Here is a 22,705-nt window from a genome sequence, read left to right on the forward strand (position 1 = left end):
AGCCCTTGGAACATCGGGCTTTGCGCCGCTCCAGCGTTTGTAGATCGGGTGCAGAGCTGTCTGATTTGAGGCGGTTACGCTGGCAGATTTTGCCGCTTTTATTGAGAAACGCTTTCGATAACTTGCGCAACTTTTGCAAAAATGGCGATGGATTGTTGCTCTGAGTGATAAAAATTATTTCGGGATAAGACATGGTGTATAGGGCGCTACCTATCTACAATCGCCCGCACTGAATTCCCGACGCTGTTCAGCCTTTATCAAGGAACTGATCAGGAGGTCGGGTGTCGAGCGAGCCGCGAGGCTTTCGAGACACCCTGGTGTCGGTGCCTTTCCAATTTTCCGCACCAAATGGAATTGGTCTGTAACAAGGCCTTTGACCACGAATTCGAATAAGAACTGAACGCTGTCCCAAGGTTTTGTCGAGCGTGAGACGCGCGACGGGCGGCCCTTATTCAATCCAAAGAAAATGCCAACCCTTGGCAGGGTGAAGTGTTGGCGATCAAAACCCAACTGCATTGCGCAAGCTGCTTTAGAGGTCGTGAGATGAGTAAAAACAGGTACCCCAGATTACTAGGCCTAGTGCCGCTGCTCGGCACGTTGCTGCTGGGAGGCTGCAACATGACCTTGCTCAATCCAACGGGCCAGGTCGGCCTGGAACAGCGCAACCTGATCATCACCGCCACGCTGCTGATGCTGTTGGTCGTCGTGCCGGTCATCGTCATGACCTTCCTGTTTGCCTGGAAGTACCGCGCTTCGAACAAGAACGCCGTCTACACGCCGAAGTGGTCGCACTCGACCAAGATCGAAGTGGCCGTCTGGACCATCCCGGTGCTGATCATCATCGCCCTGGGCTACATCACTTACATCTCGACTCACGAGCTGGACCCGTATCGTCCGATCGAGTCTGACGTCAAGCCGGTGACCATCGAAGTCGTCGCGCTGGACTGGAAGTGGCTGTTCATCTACCCGGAACAAGGCATTGCCACGGTCAACAAGATCGTGTTCCCGGCGCACACGCCAATCAACTTCAAGATCACCTCCGACGCCGTGATGAACTCGTTCTTCATCCCGGGCCTGGGCGGCCAGATCTACGCGATGGCGGGCATGCAGACCAAGCTGCACCTGATCGCTGACCGCAACGCTGAAATGGACGGTATCTCCGCCAACTACAGCGGTGCCGGTTTCACCGGTATGAAATTCAAGGCTATCTCCACCACTCAGGAAGATTTCGACGCCTGGGTAAGTGAAGTCAAGAAGTCGCCTAAACAGCTTGATCAGGCTGAATACGCGGCCCTGGCCAAACCGAGCCAGAACAACCCAGTCGAACTCTACTCGTCGGTCACGCCGAACCAGTTCCAGATCATCGTCGACAAGTACGAAGGTATGAAGCCGGGCAAGCCGCTGAAGCACGAGAAGAAAGAGAAAGAAGTGGCGGCCACGGATATTGACGCGGGTTCGCATTCAGCTGCCGGGGCAGAGGAGTAAACGATGTTTGGTAAATTAAGTTGGGAAGCAGTCCCATTCCACGAGCCGATCGTGATGGTGACCATCGCCATGATCGCCCTCGGTGGTCTGGCGCTGTTCGCTGCGATCACTTACTTCAAGAAGTGGACGTACCTGTGGACCGAGTGGCTGACTTCGGTCGACCACAAGAAAATCGGCGTGATGTACATCATCGTCGCCATGGTCATGCTGCTGCGCGGCTTTGCCGACGCGATCATGATGCGTACCCAGCTGGCCATGGCCACCGAGGGTTCGCCTGGCTACCTGCCACCTGAACACTATGACCAGATCTTCACCGCTCACGGTGTGATCATGATCATCTTCATGGCGATGCCATTCTTCACCGGCCTGATGAACCTTGCAGTGCCGCTGCAGATCGGCGCGCGTGACGTTGCGTTCCCGTTCCTGAACTCCCTGAGCTTCTGGCTGCTGGTGTCCGGCGTTGTGCTGATCAACCTGTCCCTGGGCGTCGGCGAGTTCGCCAAGACCGGTTGGGTTGCGTATCCGCCGCTGTCGGGTCTGCAATACAGTCCTGGCGTGGGTATGGATTACTACATCTGGGCGCTACAGCTATCCGGATTGGGTACTACGTTAACCGGGGTCAACTTCCTCGCGACCGTACTGAAAATGCGTACCCCTGGCATGAAACTGATGGACATGCCGATCTTCACCTGGACCTGCACCTGGGCAAACGTTCTGATCGTGGCTTCGTTCCCGATCCTGACCGCTACCCTGGCACTGCTGACCCTTGACCGTTACATGGATTTCCACATTTTCACCAATGAACTTGGTGGCAATCCAATGATGTACGTCAACCTGTTCTGGGCCTGGGGCCACCCTGAGGTTTACATCCTGATCCTGCCGGCATTCGGCATCTTCTCGGAAGTGATCTCGGCGTTCACCGGCAAGAAACTGTTCGGCCACCACTCGATGATCTACGCCTCGGGCGCGATCTCGGTACTGGGCTTCATGGTCTGGCTGCACCACTTCTTCACCATGGGTTCGGGTGCGAGCGTCAACGCCTTCTTCGGTCTGGCGACGATGCTGATTTCCATCCCGACGGGTGTGAAGCTGTTCAACTGGCTGTTCACCATCTACCAGGGCCGTCTGCGCTTCACCAGCCAGGTAATGTGGACACTGGGCTTCATGGTGACCTTCGCCATCGGCGGCATGACCGGCGTACTGCTGGCCATCCCGGGTGCTGACTTCGTGCTGCACAACAGCCTGTTCGTGATCGCGCACTTCCACAACGTGATCATCGGCGGTGCGGTATTCGGTTACATCGCTGGCTTCGCGTTCTACTTCCCGAAAGCGTTCGGCTTCAAGCTGCACGAAGGTTGGGGTAAAGCAGCGTTCTGGTTCTGGATCTCGGGCTTCTTCGTCGCGTTCATGCCGCTCTATGCACTGGGCTTCATGGGCATGACCCGTCGTCTGAACGCCACCACCAACCCTGAGTGGGTACCGTACCTGTACGTTGCCATGTTCGGTGCGGTGATGATTGCTGTGGGTATCGCCTGCCAACTGATCCAGCTGTACGTCAGTGTGCGCGACCGCAACAAGCCAGAGAACGTTTGCGATCACGGTGACCCGTGGAATGCACACACCCTGGAATGGTCGACCTCGTCGCCACCACCGTTCTACAACTTCGCTGTGCTGCCTAAGGCTGACTGCATCGACCCGTTCACCGAAGCCAAGGAAAACGGTACTGCGTACCAGCGTCCGGCCAAGTACGAGCCGATCCACATGCCGAACAACACCGCCACTGGCGTGGTGATGGGCGCGCTGTTGACCGTCTTCGGTTTCGCGATGATCTGGCACATCTGGTGGCTGGCGATCGCGAGCCTGGTGGGCACCGTCGTTTACTTCGTGATCCACGCTGCACGTGACGACCAGGGCTATATGGTTCCGGTTGAAACGATCGAGCGTATCGAAGCCGAGCAGCACAAGCGTCTGGTCGCGGCAGGGAAAATCCCGGCCAATGCCACCCGTGTTGAAACCTCGTTGGAACAGGCTTAAACCATGTCGAACTTAGTGACCAATGTTGGACACGCCCATGGTGACCATGGGCACGATGACCATCACCACGACTCGGGCGAGATGACCGTATACGGTTTCTGGCTCTACCTGATGACCGACTGCATTCTGTTTGCGTCGATCTTCGCGGTGTACGCAGTACTGGTAAACAACGTTGCCGGTGGCCCGTCGGGCCACGACATCTTCGAACTGCCTTACGTGCTGGGCGAAACCGCTCTGCTGCTGTTCAGTTCGATCACCTACGGCTTCGCCATGCTGGCGTTGTACAAGGGCAAGAAGCAGGCGGTCCTGGGCTGGTTGTTCATGACCTTCCTGCTCGGCGCGGGCTTCATCGCCATGGAGATCAACGAGTTCCACCTGCTGATCTCCGAGGGCTTCGGTCCTAGCCGTTCGGGCTTCCTGTCGGCGTTCTTCACCCTGGTCGGTACCCACGGTCTGCACGTTTCGGCCGGTCTGATCTGGATGGGCATCATGATGTATCAGGTCAACAAGCATGGCCTGACGTCGACCAACAAGACCCGTCTGAGCTGCCTGAGCCTGTTCTGGCACTTCCTGGACGTGGTCTGGATCTGCGTCTTCACCGTTGTTTACCTGATGGGGACTCTGTAATGGCTAATGCACACTCCCATGACAGCCACGATGCTGGCCACGGCAGCGTCAAGTCGTACGCCATCGGCTTCATCCTGTCGGTAATCCTGACCGTCATTCCGTTCGGTCTGGTGATGTACCCGACCCTGCCGAAGTCGACGACGCTGGCAATCGTTCTGCTGTTCGCAGTGATCCAGGTGATCGTTCACCTGTATTACTTCCTGCACCTGGACCGTTCCATTGCACAGCGTAACAACGTGATCGCGTTCGTCTTCACGGCGATTGTGATCGTGCTGCTGGTTGGCCTGTCGCTGTGGATCATGTTCAGCATCCACACGTACATGATGGCGAAGTGAGGTAGACCCGATGTCGCTCAAGCACTTTATCCAAATCACCAAACCGGGGATCATTTTCGGTAACGTGCTTTCTGTGGCAGGCGGGTTCTTCCTGGCCTCGAAAGGGCATGTCGATCTGGCGGTGTTTCTGGCCGCCATGATCGGTACTTCCCTGGTCGTGGCCTCCGGTTGCGTGTTCAACAACTGCATCGACCGCGACATCGACCTGAAGATGGAACGCACCAAGAACCGTGTGCTGGTCCAGGGCCTCATCTCCCTGAAACTGGCCCTGGTTTACGCGACCATTCTGGGTGTTCTCGGCGTTGCCTTGTTGTACAAGGTGGCCAACCCGTTGGCTGCCTTGTTCGCAGTAATCGGCTTCATCATCTACGTCGGCTTCTACAGCCTGTACCTCAAGCGCAAGTCGGTTCACGGCACGCTGGTGGGCAGTCTGTCGGGCGCCATGCCGCCAGTGATCGGTTACGTTGCCGTGACCAACAGCTTCGACATGGCCGCACTGACCCTGCTGGTGATGTTCAGCCTGTGGCAGATGCCGCATTCCTACGCCATCGCGATTTTCCGTTTCAATGATTACCTGGCCGCATCGATTCCGGTGCTGCCAGTGAAACGCGGCATCCAAGTGGCGAAGAAGCACATCCTGCTCTACATCCTGGCGTTCCTCGTGGCGACCTTGATGCTGACCTTCAGCGGCTACGCCGGCATGAGCTACCTAGCCGTCGCCGCCGCCATGGGCATGTACTGGCTGTACATGGCCTGGACCGGCTACAAGGCAGTTGATGACACCGTCTGGGCACGCAAGCTGTTCGTGTTCTCGATCTTCACCATCACTGCGTTGAGCGTCATGATGTCCCTGGACTTCAAGGTGCCGACAGAGCTGTTGCTGACGTACGCACCGTAAGGTTTGCAAGCTTCAGGAAAAACCCCGCACGTTGAGAGATGTGCGGGGTTTTTTGTTTATTCGAGCAGCGATTTGTTGATAGGCTGTCTATAGTCAAGCTGCTTATAGTTTGGCTATGCGAACAATCTTTTTTGAAACAACGATATTTACCAAAAGCGTTGGCCGCTATCTGACGGACGACGAATATCGAACATTGCAGAACTACCTTCAGAGCAATCCGCTTGCGGGCGATGTAATGCCTCGAACGGGTGGCTTCCGTAAGCTGCGCTGGGCTGATTCTCGCCGTGGCAAGGGAAGACGAGGCGGCTTGCGGGTTCTCTACTATTGGCTTATGAATGATGGTCAGTTCTGGATGTTCGCCATTTACGACAAAGATGAGCTTGAGAAGCTGACTGCCGAGCAAGAGAGGGCACTCAGGACAGCCATTGATAAAGAGTTGAAAAAACGAGGTACCCCATGAAAAAACGCGACCTGTTTGCAGAGTTAATGCAGGGCGTTGATGAGATGGCGGCTCAACGCGAGGGCAAGATCACACTGCGCAATACAGTGCTTGAGGACAAGCCTGTACCTGAAGTGGGCGCACAGGAAATTGTTGCTCTTCGAGAAAAACTGCATATGTCTCAAGCTGTTTTTGCCAGTCGAATCAGGACAAGTCCAAACACCCTTCGAAATTGGGAGCAGGAAAAGTCGAAGCCCAATGCTCAAGCAGCCTTATTGATACGACTGGTTGAAAAATTTCCAGATATGGTTGAGCGCTTGAACACTGTTTGAGCGCCGCTGAAGACCAGCTTGTGGTCCGGGGCATCCGAAAGGTTTAGGGCTTTTTGTTCCATCTACGCTGGTTGCACAACTTAGGCAAACGCCATAGATTCGGATCCAACCCCGACAGTAGTAGCTCCAAGCCATCTCCGGTGCTCGACTGTCTCAACCCCTGCATTGATCAAAAGGCTGGGCGCAATGACCGAACGGATGACCTGCGATGAGCGCTTTATCGCCCTGGCCGAAGAACTCAACTACGACATCTATGGCGAGAACACCGCCGGTGGCAATTACGCGCCGCTGATCCGTCATCACGACGAGCTCTACATCAGCGGCATGGTGCCGCGGGTCAATGGCAAGATCCTCTATCCCGGTCGCGTGGGGCTGGAATTGAACCTCAAGGATGCGCAAGCCGCCGCAAGCATCAGCGCGATGCGTTGCCTGGCGCTGATCGTCGATGCGGTGGGTTCACTGGACAAGATTCGTGCGTTGTTGCGGGTCACGGTGTATGTGAAATCGACCGCCGACTTCGTCGACCTGAGCGAAGTGGCCAACGGCGCTTCGGATGTGTTCAGCCATGTGCTGGGCGATGCCGGGCGGCATACGCGCACGACCATCGGCGTGTATCAGTTGCCGAAGAATGCGGCGATTGAAGTGGACATGATTGCGGCGTTGCATCCTTCGGCTTGAGGGGGGGGGTAGCGGTTTGCCCTCACCCTAACCCTCTCCCGGAGGGAGAGGGGACTGACTGAGGGGCTTTCAAGATATACGCCGACCTGAAATACCGAGCCGAACTCAGGTTTGAAAATCACACAAGTCGGCTCCCTCTCCCTCGGGAGAGGGGACTGACTGAGGGGCTTTCAAGATATACGCCGACCTGAAATACCGAGCCGAACTCAGGTTTGAAAATTACACAAGTCGGCTCCCTCTCCCTCGGGAGAGGGCTGGGGTGAGGGGCGACGATTTTCGCCTCCTCACGAATCACAAGCCGGACAACAAAAAGCCCCGCCTGAATCTCAGTGCGGGGCTTTTTCGTACAGCGGCTGCGCTATTACTGCGCCGCGATACTGTAACCATCAAACGCGGTCTGCTGCTGCAGGGCGGTGATGATGTTCTTGCGGTTCACCGCCTGTTCGGTACCGGCGTTATCGACGAAGGTTTCGCTTTCCAGCTCGGCTTCATCGCCTTCACCCACGAAGGTGAAACCGAGGAACTCCAGTGCCTCACGATCAACATTCAGGCGCGAACGCGGCGTGCGCATTGGCAGGGTCACGCTGGCGCCGTCCTTGCTGATGGTGAAGATTTCCACTTCTTTCTTCTTCGCAGCTTTGCTCTTGCCGCCGCTCGGATTGCTGATCGCCTGATGGGTCTGATTCAACACCTTCAGCGCCAGGCCATAAACGATTTCCTGGAATGCCGGATCGTCCTTGAAGCTGGACAGAATGCGTCCGATCGAGAACTTGCTGCTCAGGTCTTCCAGCGCGGCAATGTCGGCTGCCTCGGCGTCTTTCAGGCGCTTGAGTTCGCCCATCAGCTCGTACGCCTTGTCGTCATCAAAACTGTCATGCGCCTGACGGATCGCCGCACGCAATTCGCGGATCTGGTCGCTTTCGCGGGTCGACTGGAACGCGTCCAGGACCATCTCGCTGATGATTTTGGCTTGAGGCAGGTGTTGTGAAAGATTGATGGAGTTTTCGTATTCCGCTTTGGACGACTGGGTGACTACGGATTCAGCGGTGTTGAAATCGGACATTGAAATTTCACTACTTTTTAACTTGAGTTGAGGCGAGAAAGCACGAGGTCTTTTTCAGGCCGACTAATTTAGGGGAGCGGGGCGGCGTTGTCACGGAGCAACGGTCTGGTGGTCGGGATTTTTCCCGGCGTGCGTTATTTTCCGGGCATGGCGTCAGCGGGTTTCCCCCACGTACGCATCGCAAACTCGACAAACCGTCTCAGCTTGGGCAATCGATAGCGATCCTGCGCATACAACAGGTGCATCGGCCTGCTTGGCGGTTGGTAATCCGTCATTACCCTGACCAGTTTGCCGTCGCGCAGATCCTGCTCCACCAGTGCGTCGGGGAGCATCATGATGCCCATGCCGTTGCGCGCTGCCTGATGCAAACCGGCGGAACTGTTGATCAGCATCGGTCCGCTGACGTCGACGAGGACTTCGCCTTCCGGGCCGCTCAGACGCCAGCGTTTTTCCACCGATTGCCAGTCATCCCCAGCCGGATAGGCGAAGGACAGGCAATCGTGTTGCTGCAAATCCTGTGGCGTATGCGGCATGCCGCGCCGCGCGATGTATTGCGGGGAGGCGCAGACGGTCAGGGTGTAGTCGATCAAGGGCCGGGCGATCAGGTTGGACTGGTCGAAATTGCCTAAACGGAAGGCAACATCGAGGCCGTTTTCCAGCAGATCCGGGCGGCTGTTGGTCAGCACCACGTCGAGTTTCACTTGCGGATACAGCAAGGAATATTCGCTCAGGGCCGGGGTCAGTCGTTCGACGCCGAAGGTCAGCGGCGCGGTGATACGCAGCAAACCGCGCGGCTCGTCCGACGCTTGTTCGGCAAGGCGTTCGGAGTCGGCCACCAGGCCAAGCAATTCCAGGCAGCGTTGATAATAGACGCTGCCGAATTCGGTCAGGCGCTGGCGGCGCGTGGTGCGTTGCAGCAGTTGCACGCCGAGCCGTTGCTCCAGCGCGCGCAGATGATTGCCCACCATCGTCGTCGACATTTCGCACTTCGCAGCGGCGGCCGTCATGCTCCCGGTTTCGACCACTTTGACGTACACGCCCATCGACTGAAACAAATCCATTATCAAGCTCGGCTTTTAAATGATTGAAGTTTTTCCGGGTTTATCCAGCTCAGGTGGCTAACCATACTGCAAAAACACCGACCTGCAATGGAGTTTCACGTCATGACCGCCGCCCTGATGAACACTTACCAACCACTGGCCCTGAGTTTCACCAAGGGCCTGGGCACGCGCCTGTGGGATCAGGCGGGGCGCGAGTATCTGGATGCCGTTGCTGGTGTGGCAGTGACCAACGTCGGCCACTCGCATCCGCGTATCGTCGCGGCGATCAGCGAGCAAGCGGGGCTGCTGCTGCACACCTCAAACCTGTACAGCATCGACTGGCAGCAACAACTGGCCAAACGGCTGACGGTGTTGTCGGGCATGCAGCGCGCGTTTTTCAACAACTCCGGCGCCGAAGCGAACGAGACCGCACTGAAACTGGCGCGTCTGTACGGCTGGCGCAAAGGCATCGAGCAGCCGCTGGTGGTGGTCATGGCCAACGCGTTTCATGGCCGCACCCTTGGCACCTTGTCCGCCAGCGATGGCCCGGCGGTGCGGCTGGGCTTCAACGAACTGCCGGGGGACTTCGTCAAAGTGCCGTTCGGCGATCTCGCGGCGCTGGAGCAGATACAACGCAAACACGGCGCGCGCATCGTGGCGATTCTGGTCGAGCCGATTCAGGGCGAAAGCGGCGTACAAGTCGCACCGCCGGGTTATCTCAAGGCCCTGCGCGACCTGTGCAATCGCCACGCGTGGCTGCTGATGCTCGATGAAATCCAGACCGGCATCGGCCGCACCGGGCAGTGGTTCGCCTTTCAACACGAAGGCATCGTGCCCGACGTCATGACCCTCGCCAAAGGCTTGGGCAATGGCGTGCCGATCGGCGCCTGCCTGGCCCGTGGCCGGGCGGCCGACCTGTTCACCCCGGGCAGCCACGGCAGCACTTTCGGCGGCAATCCACTGGCCTGTCGGGTTGGCTGCACGGTGCTGGACATCATCGAAGAGCAAGGCCTGCTGGAGAATGCGCGGGTGCAGGGCGCACGGCTGCTGGAACGCTTGCGCGCCGAATTGGCAGACAATCCGAACGTGCTGGCAATCCGGGGGCAGGGCCTCATGATCGGTATCGAACTGAAACAACCGGTGCGCGACCTGACGCTGATCGCTGCGCGGGATCACGGCTTGTTGATCAACGTGACTCGTGGCAAGACCATCAGATTGCTCCCGCCGCTGACGATTGATGAGCGCGAGGTGGGGATGATTGTCAGAGGGGTTGGGCGGGCTCTGGCCGCACATTGATTGGTCTGCGCAAAACCCTGTGGGAGCGAGCCTGCTCGCGAAAGCGGTCGACTATTCACAGTAGGTGTCGACTGAAATTGCGCCTTCGCGAGCAGGCTCGCTCCCACAGATCAGCGCATGGCTTTAGTCCGGCGCATTTGCAAACTCCGGCGCCAGCATCCTCGTCTTCTCCGCCCCATTCGAGTTGTGCTGAACAATCTCGCTCGGCTGCCCCTGTTCATTGAAAAACACCTGTCCGATCCCCGCCGAATTCCACAGCCGTTCCCCGGCCTCGGCATGTTCCGGCGTGTACGGGACGATGCGCATCAGGCGGCGTTTGGTGAACCAGTTCAACGGTGAGCGTGGTGAGTAGAGCCAGCGGTTGAGGCGGTCGAACCATTCCAGCAGGGTCGGTGGGAATTCGTTCTTGATGCCGCTGCTGGTGATCTGCCAGATCCGTGGGCCGGCCTTGCGGTGGCGGATCAGGACTTCGTAGACGAAGGAATAATGCACATCGCCGGACAGCACCACGTAGTTTCCGGGTGTGCGCGAGTGTCGGAAAATGTTCAGTATCACCTGCGCCGCGCCGCGATGGGCCATCCAGTTTTCCGCGTCGACCAGCAGTGGATAACCGCACCAGCTGAACACCTTCTGCACGGTTTCAATCAGCTTCACCCCGAAGATCGGCGCCGGCGACACGATGATCGCCGAAGGGTGATCGAGCAGTTCCTGTTGCAGTTCGCTCAAGGCTTCCCAGTCGAGCAGGCCCGACGGTTGCTTGAGGGCCATCTCGCTGCGCCAGCGCCGGGTGCGCGTGTCGATCACCACCAGCGCCGGACTGCTCGGCAGCACAAAATGCCACTGCTGAAAACGCAGCAGCTGATCAATCAGATCATCCTGCACCGGCATGTCCAGATAGCCGTCATCACCGCTGGCGCTCAGTTGTGCGGTCTGCTCCAGCATTCCTTTGAAAGCGTCCGGATTGTTGCCCCAGCCCTGACACAACAGATAAGCAATCAGCGCGTTGCCGATAATGCGCTTGGAAAACGGATGGCCGTAGGCGGTTTCCTCCCACTGCGCAGAAAGATTCCAGTCATCGGTGATGTCGTGGTCATCGAAAATCATCAGGCTCGGCAGATGCGCCAGCGCCCGCGCGACGTTGCCCAGGCCCGTATTGAAGGCATCAATGCGCGTCTGCTCGAGGTGGTAGCGCTTGCGGCGTTCCGGCGTCAGCGTCGGCGCGCTCGGATTGATCAGCGACCACGGCGTCGGCGACCACACCAGCATGTACATGGCCATGACTTCGGCGAACGTCACCAGATGGTTGTCGGCACTGCTGCTGGTGAAAATCGGCTTACGCGCGCCACCGAAAAATCGCTCGCGCAAGGTCTCGTTGCTCTCTAGCGCCGGTAACAAATCCGCACGGTGGTAGTAGCTGGCCGGGTGTTGGTAGAGCTTGGCGCTGTCGCTGACCACGGCACCGTCAAGGTGCTCATCGAACAGACCCAGACGCTCGATCAAGGCATGAATCGCCCGCAGCATCGGCCCGGCAACATCGTCGGCATAGACCTGATCACCGCTCATCATCAGCAGCGCCGGGCGCCGTTGCGCATCGGTTTCGTCGGCCAGCAATTGATCGACGCAGAGCAAACCGTCGGTTGCCGGATGATGTGGCTTGCGGCAGGAACCGTGGAGCAATTGATCGATCCGCGAACGCACGACGAGGTTCGCGCAGCTGGCACCAGGGTAAAGCAGATGAGGCGCCCACTCAGCCATACCGATGGCGTCGTCGATCAGCAGGTCGTAAGCGATAAACGTGTCGCAGGGCAGGGCGCTTTCAAGTTGAACGTCTATCAGATGCACGAACGCATGACGGCCTACGGCAATGACCGTGCATTTCTCCGAGTCGAGCGGAATATCTCCTACACCTTGCAGGTGCAAGGTCAGCGACAGTTCACGCGAGCCCACCAGCCACAGCACCACGCGCGTCGGCTCCAGCCGCCGCAGCAACGGACCGGCTAGTACAGGAGGCAGCGAGATCAGGTCATCAGGTGTTGAAAACATCGAGGGCAAAGTTCAAGGCGCACAGGCTGGCGATGATAGCGCAGCCGGCGCCTTGATCCCTTAAATGAGTCTTAAGAGTCGGCTTTTTGCACTTTCAGCGCCAGCAAACGCCACTCCCCAGCCGTCGCATCAACCCGTGGCAATTCCTGCACGGAGCAATCGAAACGGTAGGTGACATCGTCGCCATTCATGTTGCGCGCAGTTACGCTGTTGCTGAAGCTGTAGACCTGATCCTTGTAGCGATGACTGACCAGCGCTTTGCTGTCAGCAAAACGCGCCGAAGCGGGATAACGCAGGGTGCTGGTGACAAACGGGCTGCACATGACATACGCGATCATCGATTTGTCGGCCTGTGCGTCGCCGCGCAATTTCTTGTTCAGCGCGGCCAGGGCCATGCGACCCTCGTAGTCGCTCTGATTCAGCACCGTTTGTACCGCCATTGATTTCGGCGCTCGGCTGACGTTATTCGGCAGCAGTGCGGAGTCCGGGGGGGAAGGCTTGTCGTCCGCCTCGATGGCAGCAAACACCGGCGCATCTTTCAGCTCGGTGACGGGCGTGACTGCCTCGGCTTCAGGCAACACAGAGGTCGACTCGACGACTGGCGTGTTTTGCACCTGCGCCTCGTGATCGAACGACGAAGGAAACAGCGAAAACGTGATCGACAACATCACCAGCCCGACAATGAACCCACCCGCCGCGCCAACGATGTTGCCGTAGAAAATATTCCAGCTGCCGCGGTTCTTCACCACCCAGCGCCACATGAAACCCCAGACAGCGACGAACGCCAGAAAACGCAGAAACTCCATTTGATCCTTTCCTTACCTTTCAACAATCCAAGCGCGACGCGAGACGATCAGCAAGCCCCGACGATGCGCGGCAAGATAGCAAAATAGACGCGCCGTCCGGCTACGGTTGCGGAAAATAATTCGCCGCCAGAAAAATCAACGTGACCATGCCGGCGGCAACGCCACAGGCGCCCGCGAGCAGTTGACGTGCAACCGGATGCGCCGGCTGTCGACGCTTGGCGATCCACAACCACACACCCGCCAGAACGCCCGCGCTGGTCATGAACACCACCAGGCTGTTATGCAGTCCCGGCGCTGCCATGGTGGTGCCGAACAGCCCGTCATAAAGCAGTGTGAAGACAATGCCCGCCACCACAGCGCTGCCCGCTCCGGCGAGGTTTGCCAACCATAGATTCCAGTGCCCGCGCTGGCGCACCACCCAGAACCACATTGCCGCCATGACCACTAAACACAACACAGCATCCATCGGATTTCTTTCCTTGCCACGAGACAGAGGCGACAACTTGTTCGCCTGTTGAGAGTGGACGGAACGATAGCAAAATAGTAGCGTCGCGCCATGCCTTCTCTGTAATGGACTACCCATGTTTTCCTCAACCCGTTTGCTGCAACTGCTCGGCGCTCTCACCCTTGCCGTCTCCATTACCCCAGCCTTCTGCTTCGCGAAAGAACACCCGCAAGCCAGCTGGGATTACTACCTCGCCAATTGCCAGTGGATGCAGGAGACAATCGCCGACGTCCAGAGCGGTCGCGTCTCCGCTGCCTATGCACTAACGTCCGGCCTGCAAGACAGCCTCGCCTCCATGAACGAGCGCCGCCTTAACCTGCTACCGCAACACCTCGACTCCAGCGAGTATGCCCACTGCGAAAACGTCGCGGCCCATGCCGAGGCAACCCTGGCCCAAGGCAAAGCCGAGTTCGCCGCGCAAATGCAACGGGGTGTGGAGGAGGGCCGTATTGCGCACCAGAACTCCCCCGCCTACCAACGCGCCCGTTCCCTCGGCTACAGCGACGTCGGTGACATCTCTTTCCTGAAACTGCACGAAGACACCGACGGCGAAGCCCGCCTGAAAACCATGCTGATTACCGTCGACGAAATCTGCGGCCAATACTTCCGCGCCACGCAATACGTGAAGCCCTATGTGATCTACACGGTGCGACCGTCGGATGGCGGCTGTGGCGAAGTGAAGCGTGTTGCGATAGTTGGCGGGGGGCAACCAGAGAAGGGCGACTACATTGATCCCAGCGGCGAATTTCAGTACATGGGCTGGAAAAAACTGGTGGGCGCTGACGGCTTCCCAACGGATATTCGAGTGCTGAAAGCACGTCGCTGACAGGAGAGATACCGGCATGGTTGTAGCGCGGCACTCAAAGAATGTCGCGCAGATACCCCTTCAGCGCGAGCAGCGGCTGACCCAGCTGCTCCACCGACCGCGCCTGAGCCAACTCCGCCGACAACTTGCGCAACTCCCGCCCCAACGGCTTCTCGACCCCACCCAAGGCATCCAGCGCCAGGTTCAGGCATTCGTTCATCTTGAACTGAATGGCCTCGACATCGCCGCGTTTCACCAGTAGCTCGAAAACATCTTTCTGATAATCGCCCATGACCATGTCATCGCGCAGGATCGGGCTCAGCCCCTCTTCTTCGTAGGCGAGTTTGAGGGAGAAAAGGGCGACGGTTTCCAGTGAGGTTTCCATGGGGATGTCTGTCAGTGAAGTGGATGGCTTGAAACCAATGCGCGAAATGCCAGAGGAGGTTTGACGTGCGGGCGTGATTATACGGGCGGGGATCGCAGTCGAGGCAACCAGCAATCGGGCATCTAAAACCTACAAGCTCGCGCAGCATTGACATCCACTTTGATACGACGCTTTGATTACAAACACTGAACATCAGCGGAGTGACCATCATGGAATACGACATGAAACTGATCGACGACGCCGTCCTTGCTCTCCTGGCTGCCTATAGCTCCGACGACGGCAATGCGTGGAAGGGCTATGACTTCGAGATCATGAACCGCTTGCACGAGCAGGGTTTGATCAGTAATCCGGTGAACCGGAACAAGTCGATATGGTTGACGAAGGAAGGGATGGAGCGGGGGCGGGAGATTGCTGAGCGGATGTTTGGGGCTAAGGAATAGGTTGGGCAAGCGCCCGATTATGGACTTGAGCTGTTGCTCGGCAAAATGACGTCAGTTTTGGCCATGGCTCGCCATAGCGATATGCATACGATTGTCGTCGGTGCGGTTACACGCAGATCTGCAGACGAAACGGTAGCGAGTTACTGGATAAGGAATCGGAGGATTTTTGCATTGGGACATCATCTGAATGAACCACAACTGACTAGGGTCAGAGATGCCTTATCGGAGCCTTTCAATCATTTCCCCACTGATTACGACTACGTCGTTCGTCAGCTCAAGGGCGTTGATCCAGCGGTGCTCTACAAGATTTTTTATTCAGAAGTAGCACCAGTGTGTTTCACAAACATTGCTGCAGTTCTGCCCACTGTATGGACTGGGTTCGACCCTGATTGGCTCAGATCCGAGATAGAGGAGAGGCTCGCGGCGCGACGGCGCAATTGGTTTCGCAGGCAGTACGACAGATTATTGGTGCGTTGGTTGGAGTACAACTATGACTACATGTGGAAAGAGATAGCGTCCAGGCTATGAGGCCGGTCACGTGTTAAGTAGGTACGTTTGGTGTCGCGTGATTGGGGGGAACAGCACCTTAGGTGTCTGCGATGCAGCGATTCCGACTGTTTCAACTGCTCCCCAGTCAGTACGAGGCTTGAATGATCAGCATTGCACCAACCACTTTTCTCCAGAGGAAAAAAAGGCCCTGCTTTCGCAAGGCCGTTTTCTCTGTGTTGGAGCCCGAGGGAGACCGTAGTAGTCCAGCACACTCGTGGTCTCCAGAGAGGTTTGAAAAGCGTCGGCAAAGGGGGATGCTATGGCGTTTAGTATGTCCGCGATCTTCACTCCGGATTTGGAGTATTGATTCGATTCCTTAGATAGAAGGATGAGCCTGCTATGATCAGTGCGCTCACGGAGATCAGCGTAGCTAAAAAATATTTATTCATCCCGACCTGTTGCCCATGTGTCATAAGCAACTTTAGTCCGGTCAGAGTCGCCAGATATAGGGTGGCGGAAATGCAGCCATATACGGCTTTGCCCAGATACTTGTCAGTAGCAATGGCTTGCGCTGCATTTATCAAAGTGCCCAGGAGAGAAGCTATAGAGCCAAGAATTATAATTGATAGGGGTATAGAGAATATTTGTTTTTCCATTGTTCTTCCGAAATCAACGGATGATACATATTTCACGTAAACACCATTCCGCTCGACCTGTTTTACTTCAGTAACCTCAGAAATCCCAGAAACCCTTGCTGTCACGTCTAGTATTTTCAGTGGGGCAATCGAAAATATCTGGAGTAAGAAACCTTCTCCGGGGTTTAAAAGTAGCTTGTCGACCCCTAGGCCTTCCTTAACCGTGCTAACGGTGACGCCAAGATTCGCCGGTGAACTGTCAAGCACCTTGTATGAGATTATTGAGGAAGCATCCGATACATGGATGATTATCGAGCTATCGAAATCAACACGTTGTATCGGAACCTTACCTGTGTTAGAGATTTCGAGTGTCAGAACTGACCCTTTGCTAACATCTTTCCCTTCGTAGGAAATAGCGATGCCTGGCCATTGTTCCGATATCTTCTCATCAGCTGAAATATCGCGTTTCAGAAGCGTTTGATAGCTAAGCTCTTTTTTGTCCGTAAAAAAAGCTCCCCACCATGGGCTGGCAGTAAACAGGATCAAAGGAAACAATACTGAGAGAAACAGCCAACTGTATTTTTTATGCATTTCCATATCACCACGAGACTTTGACTGTCTAGATTCCGTCTTCTTGCCGTCTTCTGCGAAAAGCGGGTTACGCCGCCTTTACGCCAAGCAAAAAAAAGGCCTTGCTAAGCAAGACCTTTCTTAATGTTGGTGCCCCGAGGGAGACTCGAACTCCCACTCCTTTCGAAAACGGATTTTGAATCCGCCGCGTCTACCAATTCCGCCATCAGGGCTCAATGGCGGCGAAGTATAGAGAGGTGATTACCGTTGGTCAATCACGTTTCATGGTCAATTTTCGATATTTCCGCTAGACTTTCCGGCCCTGCTAGACGAACCCCATCATGCGCGTTGCTGACTTTACTTTCGAGCTTCCTGATTCGCTGATCGCCCGCCATCCGTTGGCCGAGCGTCGCGGTAGTCGCCTGCTGACCCTTGATGGGCCGAGCGGCGCCCTGGCACACCGTCAATTCACTGATTTGCTTGAGCATTTGCGCCCGGGCGATTTGATGGTGTTCAACAATACCCGGGTGATTCCGGCGCGGCTGTTCGGGCAGAAAGCGTCCGGCGGCAAGCTGGAAATTCTCATCGAGCGCGTGCTCGATGCGCACCGCGTGCTGGCCCATGTGCGCTCCAGCAAGTCGCCGAAACCGGGTTCGAAGATCCTTATCGACGGCGGTGGCGAAGCCGAGATGCTCGCGCGTCATGATGCGCTGTTCGAGCTGGGTTTTGCCGAGGAAGTCTTGCCGCTGCTCGACCGTGTCGGGCACATGCCGTTGCCTCCTTATATAGACCGCCCGGATGAAGGCTCGGATCGCGAGCGTTATCAGACCGTGTATGCCCAGCGTCTGGGTGCGGTGGCGGCGCCGACGGCGGGGCTGCATTTCGATGAGCTGTTGATGCAGGCGATTGCTGCCAAGGGCGTCGAGACTGCGTTCGTGACGTTGCACGTCGGCGCGGGGACGTTCCAGCCGGTGCGCGTCGAGAAGATCGAAGATCACCACATGCACAGCGAGTGGCTGGAAGTCGGCCAGGATGTGGTCGATGCGGTCGCTGCGTGCCGTGCGCGTGGCGGTCGGGTGATTGCGGTCGGCACCACCAGCGTGCGTTCGCTGGAAAGCGCGGCGCGCGATGGTGTGCTCAAGCCGTTCAGTGGCGACACCGACATCTTTATCTATCCGGGCCGGCCGTTTCATGTAGTCGATGCCCTGGTGACCAATTTCCATTTGCCGGAATCCACGCTGTTGATGCTGGTTTCCGCGTTTGCCGGTTATCCCGAAACCATGGCCGCCTACAAGGCCGCCGTGGAAAACGGCTACCGCTTTTTCAGTTACGGGGATGCGATGTTCATCACCCGCAATCCCGCTCCAACTGCCCCTGAACAGACAGGCCCAGAGGAAACAGAATGAGTCGCGAATGTCGAATGTCCTTTGAGCTGCTGGCCACCGATGGTAAGGCTCGTCGTGGTCGCCTGACCTTTCCCCGTGGCACCGTCGAGACCCCGGCGTTCATGCCGGTCGGCACCTACGGCACGGTCAAGGGCATGCTGCCGCGCGACATCGTCGCCACGGGCGCGGAAATCATTCTGGGCAACACCTTTCACCTGTGGCTGCGTCCTGGCACTCAGGTGATCAAGGAGCACGGCGACCTGCACGATTTCATGCAGTGGAAAGGCCCGATCCTCACCGACTCCGGCGGCTTCCAGGTGTTCAGCCTCGGCGCGATGCGCAAGATCAAGGAGGAGGGCGTGACCTTCGCTTCTCCGGTCGACGGCGCCAAAGTGTTCATGGGCCCGGAAGAGTCGATGCAGGTGCAGCGCGATCTCGGTTCCGACATTGTGATGATCTTCGACGAATGCACGCCGTATCCGGCTGACGAAGACGTCGCGCGCGTATCGATGGAATTGTCGCTGCGCTGGGCGCAGCGTTCGAAGAATGCCCACGGCGACAACACCGCGGCGCTGTTCGGTATCGTCCAGGGCGGCATGCATGAAAACCTGCGCATGCGCTCGCTCGAAGGCCTCGACAAGATCGGCTTCGACGGCCTCGCCATCGGCGGTCTGTCGGTGGGCGAACCGAAGCACGAAATGATCAAGGTGCTGGATTATCTGCCGGGCCAGATGCCCGCTGACAAACCTCGTTACCTTATGGGCGTTGGCAAACCGGAAGATCTGGTTGAGGGTGTGCGCCGCGGGGTGGACATGTTCGATTGCGTGATGCCAACCCGTAATGCCCGCAATGGGCATCTGTTCATCGATACCGGTGTGCTGAAGATCCGTAACGCGTTCCATCGCCATGATGAATCGCCACTGGATCCGACCTGCGATTGCTACACCTGCCAGAACTTCTCGCGCGCTTATCTGCATCACCTGGACAAGTGCGGCGAAATGCTCGGCAGCATGCTCAATACCATCCATAACTTGCGCCATTATCAGGTGCTCATGGCTGGTTTGCGCGAGGCTATTCAACAGGGTACATTGGCCGCCTTTGTCGATGCCTTCTACGCCAAACGCGGACTTCCCGTCCCGCCTTTGGACTGAGTTTTCTGACCCCAAGATTCAACATTTGCAACTGGAGTGCTAAATGAGCTTTTTTATCTCTAACGCCATGGCTGACGCAGCTGCACCGGCTGCTGCAAGCCCAATGGGCGGCGGCTTCGAGTGGATTTTCCTGGTCGGCTTCCTGGTCATCTTCTACCTGATGATCTGGCGTCCACAGGCCAAGCGCGCCAAAGAGCAGAAGAACCTGCTGAGCAGCCTGCAGAAGGGCGACGAAGTCGTGACCACTGGCGGCATCGCCGGCAAGATCACCAAGGTTGCCGATGACTTCGTGGTTCTGGAAGTTTCCGACACCGTGGAAATGAAGTTCCAGAAAGGCGCCATCGCCGCCACGCTGCCAAAAGGCACGCTGAAAGCGATCTAAGAGCAACAACTTCTACTCAATCGACGGGGCGCGCAAGGCGCCCCGCGTTCATAACGGGCGGCGTGATGCTGAACAAATACCCTCTGTGGAAATACATTCTGATCCTGGCGGTGCTGGCGATCGGTCTGATTTATTCCGCTCCCAATCTTTATCCTGATGACCCGGCCATTCAGATCAGCGGCGCCAGCACGGCTCTGCAGGTCAATGACGCCGATCTGGCTCGCGTCAGCACAGCGCTGAAAGAGTCCGGCATCAACGTCAAGGCGGCTACGCTGACGGCAGGCGGCAAGGGCGGTCTGATCCGTCTGAGCAAGGCTGAAGACCAGCTGCCGGCCAAGGATGTTGTGCGCAAGGCATTGGGTGATGACTACGTCGTCGCGCTGAACCTGGCACAGACCACTCCGCAATGGCTGCGCAACCTCGGTGCGCACCCGATGAAGCTGGGTCTGGACTTGTCCGGTGGTGTGCACTTCCTGCTCGAAGTGGACATGGACAAAGCCCTCGATGCGCGCCTGAAAGTCTACGAAGGCGACGTCAAAAGCCTGCTGCGCAAAGAGAAGCTGCGCTATCGCAGCCTGCCGCAACTGGGCGGTGCCATTCAGTTGGGCTTCAGCGATGAAGATTCCCGCGAACAGGCCCGTGCGCTGATCCGCAAGAACTTCAACGATTTCGACATTGTTCCGGCCGACCTCAACGGTCAACCGGTGCTGCGTCTGGCGATGACCCCGGCCAAGCTGGCGGAAATCCGTGAATACTCCATCAAGCAGAACCTGACCACGGTACGTAACCGCGTCAACGAGCTGGGTGTTGCCGAACCGATCGTGCAGCGTCAGGGCGCCAACCGCATCGTGGTTGAGCTGCCGGGCGTGCAGGACACTGCCGAAGCCAAGCGTATTCTCGGCAAGACGGCCAACCTCGAGTTCCGTCTGGCCGCCGAGCCGGGCGCTTCGAAAGCCACTTCCGAATCGTTCGAATTCCGCGAAGGCAACCGTCCTCCTGCGCAGATCGAGCGTGGTCTGATCATCACCGGTGACCAGGTCACCGACGCCAAGGCCGGTTTCGGCGAACACGGCACGCCTGAAGTGAACATCCGTCTGGATGGCCACGGTGGCGAGCTGATGAGCCGCGCGACCCGCTCCAACGTCGGCCGCAGCATGGCGGTGATCTTCATCGAACAGCGTCCGGTCACCACTTACACCAAGCAAGTGGTTGATGGCGTCGAGAAAGACGTTGCGGTGCAGACGTTCAAGGAAGAGAAGAAGATCATCAGCCTGGCGACCATTCAGTCGCCGCTGGGTGCGCAATTCCGCATCACTGGCCTGAACGGTCAGGGCGAGTCGTCCGAACTGGCACTGCTGCTGCGTGCCGGTGGTCTGGCTGCACCGATGTACTTCGCTGAAGAGCGCACAATCGGTCCGAGCCTGGGTGCTGACAACATCACCAAAGGTATCGACGCTTCCCTGTGGGGCATGCTGTTCGTATCGTTGTTCATCATCGCCATCTACCGCTTCTTCGGCGTCATCGCCACCGTCGCGCTGGCGGTGAACATGGTGCTGCTGCTGGCATTGATGTCGCTGTTGGGCGCCACGCTGACCCTGCCGGGTATCGCCGGTATCGTCTTGACCATGGGTATGGCGGTCGACGCCAACGTACTGATCTTCTCGCGGATTCGTGAAGAGATCGCCGCCGGCATGACTGTGCAGCGGGCAATCAACGAAGGCTTCGGCCGGGCATTCACCGCGATTCTCGACGCCAACCTGACCACCTTGCTGGTCGGCGGCATTCTCTTCGCCATGGGCACCGGCCCGGTGAAGGGCTTCGCAGTGACCATGTCCCTCGGGATCTTTACCTCGATGTTCACGGCCATCATGGTGACCCGCGCAATGGTCAACCTGATCTTTGGCGGGCGTGACTTCAAGAAGTTGTGGATTTAAGGGGCTGCCATGTTACGTACAATCAACTTCATGGGCGTTCGCAACTTCGCGTTCGGCGTCACCGTGTTGCTTACCGTCATTGCCTTGTTCAGCGTCGCCACCAAGGGCATGAACTGGGGTCTGGACTTCACCGGCGGTACGCTCATCGAGCTGACCTACGAGCGTCCGGCCGATGTCACCAAGGTGCGCGAGCAACTGGCGACTTCCGGTTATCACGAAGCTGTGGTGCAGAACTTCGGTGCGACGACCGATCTTTTGGTGCGTATGCCGGGTGAGGACCCGCAGCTGGGCCATCAGGTCGCAGACGCATTGCAGAAAGTCGGCGGCGACAACCCGGCGACGGTCAAGCGTGTCGAGTTCGTCGGCCCGCAGGTTGGTGAAGAACTGCGCGACCAGGGCGGCCTCGGCATGCTGCTGGCGCTCGGCGGCATCCTGATCTACCTGGCGTTCCGCTTTCAGTGGAAGTTTGCGGTCGGCGCCATTGTCTCGCTGATCCACGACGTGATCGTGACCGTGGGTATCCTCTCGTACTTCCAGATCACCTTCGATCTGACGGTGCTGGCGGCGGTGCTGGCGATCATCGGTTACTCACTGAACGACACCATCGTGGTTTTCGACCGGGTACGTGAGAACTTCCGTGTGCTGCGCAAGGCGACGCTGATCGAGAACATCAACATCTCGACCACCCAGACCCTGCTGCGCACCATGGCGACGTCGATCTCCACGCTGCTGGCCATCGCGGCACTGTTGTTCTTCGGCGGCGACAACCTGTTCGGCTTCTCCATCGCGCTGTTCATCGGTGTACTGGCGGGTACCTACTCGTCGATCTACATCGCCAACGTGGTGCTGATCTGGCTGAACCTGACCACCGAGGATCTGATTCCTCCGGCCAACACCGACAAGGAAGTCGACGACCGTCCATAACGGCCAGCGATTTCCCGGCTGTCA

General features: G+C 57.6%; 24 protein-coding genes and 1 tRNA gene. 17 read left to right on the forward strand and 8 right to left on the reverse strand.

The annotated features are described in order from the left end of the window. Positions 1–543: 543 nt before the first annotated feature. The 8 genes from cyoA to CKW30_RS20065 all read left to right on the forward strand — a co-directional run bounded on the left by cyoA (position 544) and on the right by CKW30_RS20065 (position 6,828). Positions 544–1,485, forward strand: a complete 942-nt coding sequence (gene cyoA / locus CKW30_RS20030) for a ubiquinol oxidase subunit II (protein ID WP_024014231.1) — start codon at positions 544–546, stop codon at positions 1,483–1,485. Positions 1,486–1,488: 3 nt separating this feature from the next. Further along, complete coding sequence (gene cyoB / locus CKW30_RS20035) at positions 1,489–3,519, forward strand: cytochrome o ubiquinol oxidase subunit I (protein WP_041479948.1); 2,031 nt, start codon at positions 1,489–1,491, stop codon at positions 3,517–3,519. Positions 3,520–3,522: 3 nt separating this feature from the next. After that, a complete protein-coding gene (gene cyoC / locus CKW30_RS20040) occupies positions 3,523–4,146 on the forward strand; it encodes a cytochrome o ubiquinol oxidase subunit III (protein WP_016773303.1) in 624 nt (207 codons plus the stop codon). Then, positions 4,146–4,481 (forward strand): cytochrome o ubiquinol oxidase subunit IV, encoded by a 336-nt coding sequence (gene cyoD / locus CKW30_RS20045; RefSeq protein ID WP_011335842.1) that lies wholly within the window; start codon positions 4,146–4,148, stop codon positions 4,479–4,481. The genes cyoC and cyoD overlap by 1 nt, the downstream gene beginning before the upstream one ends. Before the next feature lie 10 nt (positions 4,482–4,491). Then, on the forward strand, positions 4,492–5,379 hold the full coding sequence (gene cyoE, locus CKW30_RS20050) for a heme o synthase (RefSeq protein WP_016773305.1): 888 nt from the start codon (positions 4,492–4,494) through the stop codon (positions 5,377–5,379). A gap of 115 nt (positions 5,380–5,494) precedes the next feature. After that, positions 5,495–5,839, forward strand: a complete 345-nt coding sequence (locus CKW30_RS20055; RefSeq protein WP_041479945.1) for a hypothetical protein — start codon at positions 5,495–5,497, stop codon at positions 5,837–5,839. After that, entirely contained in the window at positions 5,836–6,150 is a 315-nt protein-coding gene (locus CKW30_RS20060) for a DNA-binding transcriptional regulator (protein WP_041479944.1), read from the forward strand. Before CKW30_RS20055 ends, CKW30_RS20060 begins: the two co-directional genes overlap by 4 nt. Positions 6,151–6,336: 186 nt before the next feature. After that, entirely contained in the window at positions 6,337–6,828 is a 492-nt protein-coding gene (locus CKW30_RS20065; RefSeq protein ID WP_016773306.1) for a RidA family protein, read from the forward strand. 361 nt (positions 6,829–7,189) lie between these two features. On the opposite strand, the gene CKW30_RS20070 is transcribed toward CKW30_RS20065, so the two are convergent. Further along, complete coding sequence (locus CKW30_RS20070; RefSeq protein WP_016773307.1) at positions 7,190–7,891, reverse strand: hypothetical protein; 702 nt, start codon at positions 7,889–7,891, stop codon at positions 7,190–7,192. 134 nt (positions 7,892–8,025) lie between these two features. After that, on the reverse strand, positions 8,026–8,952 hold the full coding sequence (locus CKW30_RS20075) for a LysR family transcriptional regulator (RefSeq protein WP_095181695.1): 927 nt from the start codon (positions 8,950–8,952) through the stop codon (positions 8,026–8,028). Positions 8,953–9,054: 102 nt separating this feature from the next. On the opposite strand from CKW30_RS20075, the gene CKW30_RS20080 reads away from it, so the two are divergent. Next, positions 9,055–10,227, forward strand: a complete 1,173-nt coding sequence (locus tag CKW30_RS20080) for an aspartate aminotransferase family protein (protein WP_095181696.1) — start codon at positions 9,055–9,057, stop codon at positions 10,225–10,227. Between the two features lie 123 nt (positions 10,228–10,350). Here the strand turns inward: CKW30_RS20080 and CKW30_RS20085 are convergent, their stop codons facing one another. The 3 genes from CKW30_RS20085 to CKW30_RS20095 all read right to left on the reverse strand — a co-directional run bounded on the left by CKW30_RS20085 (position 10,351) and on the right by CKW30_RS20095 (position 13,542). Beyond that, a complete protein-coding gene (locus CKW30_RS20085; protein ID WP_095181697.1) occupies positions 10,351–12,270 on the reverse strand; it encodes an alkaline phosphatase D family protein in 1,920 nt (639 codons plus the stop codon). Positions 12,271–12,341: 71 nt separating this feature from the next. Beyond that, positions 12,342–13,076: a hypothetical protein gene (locus CKW30_RS20090; protein ID WP_095181698.1), complete on the reverse strand. Its 735-nt coding sequence runs from the start codon at positions 13,074–13,076 to the stop codon at positions 12,342–12,344. A 100-nt stretch (positions 13,077–13,176) separates the two neighbouring features. Next, entirely contained in the window at positions 13,177–13,542 is a 366-nt protein-coding gene (locus CKW30_RS20095) for a hypothetical protein (RefSeq protein ID WP_095181699.1), read from the reverse strand. A gap of 115 nt (positions 13,543–13,657) precedes the next feature. Here CKW30_RS20095 and CKW30_RS20100 point away from each other — a divergent pair, with 115 nt between their 5' ends. Continuing rightward, positions 13,658–14,407: a hypothetical protein gene (locus CKW30_RS20100; protein ID WP_095181700.1), complete on the forward strand. Its 750-nt coding sequence runs from the start codon at positions 13,658–13,660 to the stop codon at positions 14,405–14,407. Between the two features lie 34 nt (positions 14,408–14,441). Here CKW30_RS20100 and CKW30_RS20105 read toward each other — a convergent pair whose 3' ends face one another. After that, positions 14,442–14,771 carry a hypothetical protein gene (locus CKW30_RS20105; RefSeq protein ID WP_016773313.1) on the reverse strand — a complete coding sequence of 110 codons (330 nt, stop codon included), beginning with the start codon at positions 14,769–14,771 and terminating at the stop codon, positions 14,442–14,444. Between the two features lie 221 nt (positions 14,772–14,992). Here CKW30_RS20105 and CKW30_RS20110 point away from each other — a divergent pair, with 221 nt between their 5' ends. Further along, positions 14,993–15,211: a DUF6429 family protein gene (locus tag CKW30_RS20110; protein ID WP_236708192.1), complete on the forward strand. Its 219-nt coding sequence runs from the start codon at positions 14,993–14,995 to the stop codon at positions 15,209–15,211. A 171-nt stretch (positions 15,212–15,382) separates the two neighbouring features. After that, entirely contained in the window at positions 15,383–15,739 is a 357-nt protein-coding gene (locus CKW30_RS27680) for a hypothetical protein (RefSeq protein WP_095181806.1), read from the forward strand. A gap of 305 nt (positions 15,740–16,044) precedes the next feature. Here CKW30_RS27680 and CKW30_RS20120 read toward each other — a convergent pair whose 3' ends face one another. Beyond that, a complete protein-coding gene (locus CKW30_RS20120) occupies positions 16,045–16,926 on the reverse strand; it encodes a hypothetical protein (protein WP_143497996.1) in 882 nt (293 codons plus the stop codon). A gap of 127 nt (positions 16,927–17,053) precedes the next feature. After that, positions 17,054–17,138, reverse strand: a tRNA-Leu gene (locus tag CKW30_RS20125). 108 nt (positions 17,139–17,246) lie between these two features. Between CKW30_RS20125 and queA the strand changes: the two genes are divergently transcribed. From queA to secF, 5 genes are all read left to right on the forward strand, one after another. Beyond that, positions 17,247–18,311, forward strand: a complete 1,065-nt coding sequence (gene queA, locus CKW30_RS20130) for a tRNA preQ1(34) S-adenosylmethionine ribosyltransferase-isomerase QueA (RefSeq protein WP_095181702.1) — start codon at positions 17,247–17,249, stop codon at positions 18,309–18,311. A gap of 14 nt (positions 18,312–18,325) precedes the next feature. After that, a complete protein-coding gene (gene tgt / locus CKW30_RS20135) occupies positions 18,326–19,441 on the forward strand; it encodes a tRNA guanosine(34) transglycosylase Tgt (RefSeq protein WP_160768392.1) in 1,116 nt (371 codons plus the stop codon). A gap of 43 nt (positions 19,442–19,484) precedes the next feature. Then, positions 19,485–19,823, forward strand: a complete 339-nt coding sequence (gene yajC, locus CKW30_RS20140; protein ID WP_016773317.1) for a preprotein translocase subunit YajC — start codon at positions 19,485–19,487, stop codon at positions 19,821–19,823. A gap of 65 nt (positions 19,824–19,888) precedes the next feature. Then, on the forward strand, positions 19,889–21,757 hold the full coding sequence (secD, locus tag CKW30_RS20145; protein WP_016773318.1) for a protein translocase subunit SecD: 1,869 nt from the start codon (positions 19,889–19,891) through the stop codon (positions 21,755–21,757). A 9-nt stretch (positions 21,758–21,766) separates the two neighbouring features. Then, a complete protein-coding gene (secF, locus tag CKW30_RS20150; RefSeq protein WP_041479932.1) occupies positions 21,767–22,681 on the forward strand; it encodes a protein translocase subunit SecF in 915 nt (304 codons plus the stop codon). The last annotated feature ends 24 nt before the right edge of the window (positions 22,682–22,705 follow it).

Source organism: Pseudomonas sp. Irchel 3F6, assembly GCF_900187595.1.
Taxonomy (GTDB): domain Bacteria; phylum Pseudomonadota; class Gammaproteobacteria; order Pseudomonadales; family Pseudomonadaceae; genus Aquipseudomonas; species Aquipseudomonas siliginis.

Excerpts from the sequence above, each read along its gene's own strand:
- queA (WP_095181702.1), top strand. The coding sequence starts at position 17,247 with ATGCGCGTTGCTGACTTTACTTTCGAGCTTCCTGATTCGCTGATCGCC.
- tgt (WP_160768392.1), top strand. The coding sequence starts at position 18,326 with ATGTCCTTTGAGCTGCTGGCCACCGATGGTAAGGCTCGTCGTGGTCGC.
- CKW30_RS20090 (WP_095181698.1), bottom strand. The coding sequence starts at position 13,076 with ATGGAGTTTCTGCGTTTTCTGGCGTTCGTCGCTGTCTGGGGTTTCATG.
- cyoD (WP_011335842.1), top strand. The coding sequence starts at position 4,146 with ATGGCTAATGCACACTCCCATGACAGCCACGATGCTGGCCACGGCAGC.
- CKW30_RS20065 (WP_016773306.1), top strand. The coding sequence starts at position 6,337 with ATGACCGAACGGATGACCTGCGATGAGCGCTTTATCGCCCTGGCCGAA.
- CKW30_RS20095 (WP_095181699.1), bottom strand. The coding sequence starts at position 13,542 with ATGGATGCTGTGTTGTGTTTAGTGGTCATGGCGGCAATGTGGTTCTGG.
- CKW30_RS20100 (WP_095181700.1), top strand. The coding sequence starts at position 13,658 with ATGTTTTCCTCAACCCGTTTGCTGCAACTGCTCGGCGCTCTCACCCTT.
- cyoB (WP_041479948.1), top strand. The coding sequence starts at position 1,489 with ATGTTTGGTAAATTAAGTTGGGAAGCAGTCCCATTCCACGAGCCGATC.
- CKW30_RS20110 (WP_236708192.1), top strand. The coding sequence starts at position 14,993 with ATGAAACTGATCGACGACGCCGTCCTTGCTCTCCTGGCTGCCTATAGC.
- CKW30_RS20105 (WP_016773313.1), bottom strand. The coding sequence starts at position 14,771 with ATGGAAACCTCACTGGAAACCGTCGCCCTTTTCTCCCTCAAACTCGCC.
- cyoE (WP_016773305.1), top strand. The coding sequence starts at position 4,492 with ATGTCGCTCAAGCACTTTATCCAAATCACCAAACCGGGGATCATTTTC.
- CKW30_RS20080 (WP_095181696.1), top strand. The coding sequence starts at position 9,055 with ATGACCGCCGCCCTGATGAACACTTACCAACCACTGGCCCTGAGTTTC.
- cyoC (WP_016773303.1), top strand. The coding sequence starts at position 3,523 with ATGTCGAACTTAGTGACCAATGTTGGACACGCCCATGGTGACCATGGG.
- CKW30_RS20085 (WP_095181697.1), bottom strand. The coding sequence starts at position 12,270 with ATGTTTTCAACACCTGATGACCTGATCTCGCTGCCTCCTGTACTAGCC.
- yajC (WP_016773317.1), top strand. The coding sequence starts at position 19,485 with ATGAGCTTTTTTATCTCTAACGCCATGGCTGACGCAGCTGCACCGGCT.
- CKW30_RS20060 (WP_041479944.1), top strand. The coding sequence starts at position 5,836 with ATGAAAAAACGCGACCTGTTTGCAGAGTTAATGCAGGGCGTTGATGAG.
- CKW30_RS20070 (WP_016773307.1), bottom strand. The coding sequence starts at position 7,891 with ATGTCCGATTTCAACACCGCTGAATCCGTAGTCACCCAGTCGTCCAAA.
- CKW30_RS20075 (WP_095181695.1), bottom strand. The coding sequence starts at position 8,952 with ATGGATTTGTTTCAGTCGATGGGCGTGTACGTCAAAGTGGTCGAAACC.
- secD (WP_016773318.1), top strand. The coding sequence starts at position 19,889 with ATGCTGAACAAATACCCTCTGTGGAAATACATTCTGATCCTGGCGGTG.
- cyoA (WP_024014231.1), top strand. The coding sequence starts at position 544 with ATGAGTAAAAACAGGTACCCCAGATTACTAGGCCTAGTGCCGCTGCTC.
- CKW30_RS20055 (WP_041479945.1), top strand. The coding sequence starts at position 5,495 with ATGCGAACAATCTTTTTTGAAACAACGATATTTACCAAAAGCGTTGGC.
- CKW30_RS20120 (WP_143497996.1), bottom strand. The coding sequence starts at position 16,926 with ATGCATAAAAAATACAGTTGGCTGTTTCTCTCAGTATTGTTTCCTTTG.
- secF (WP_041479932.1), top strand. The coding sequence starts at position 21,767 with ATGTTACGTACAATCAACTTCATGGGCGTTCGCAACTTCGCGTTCGGC.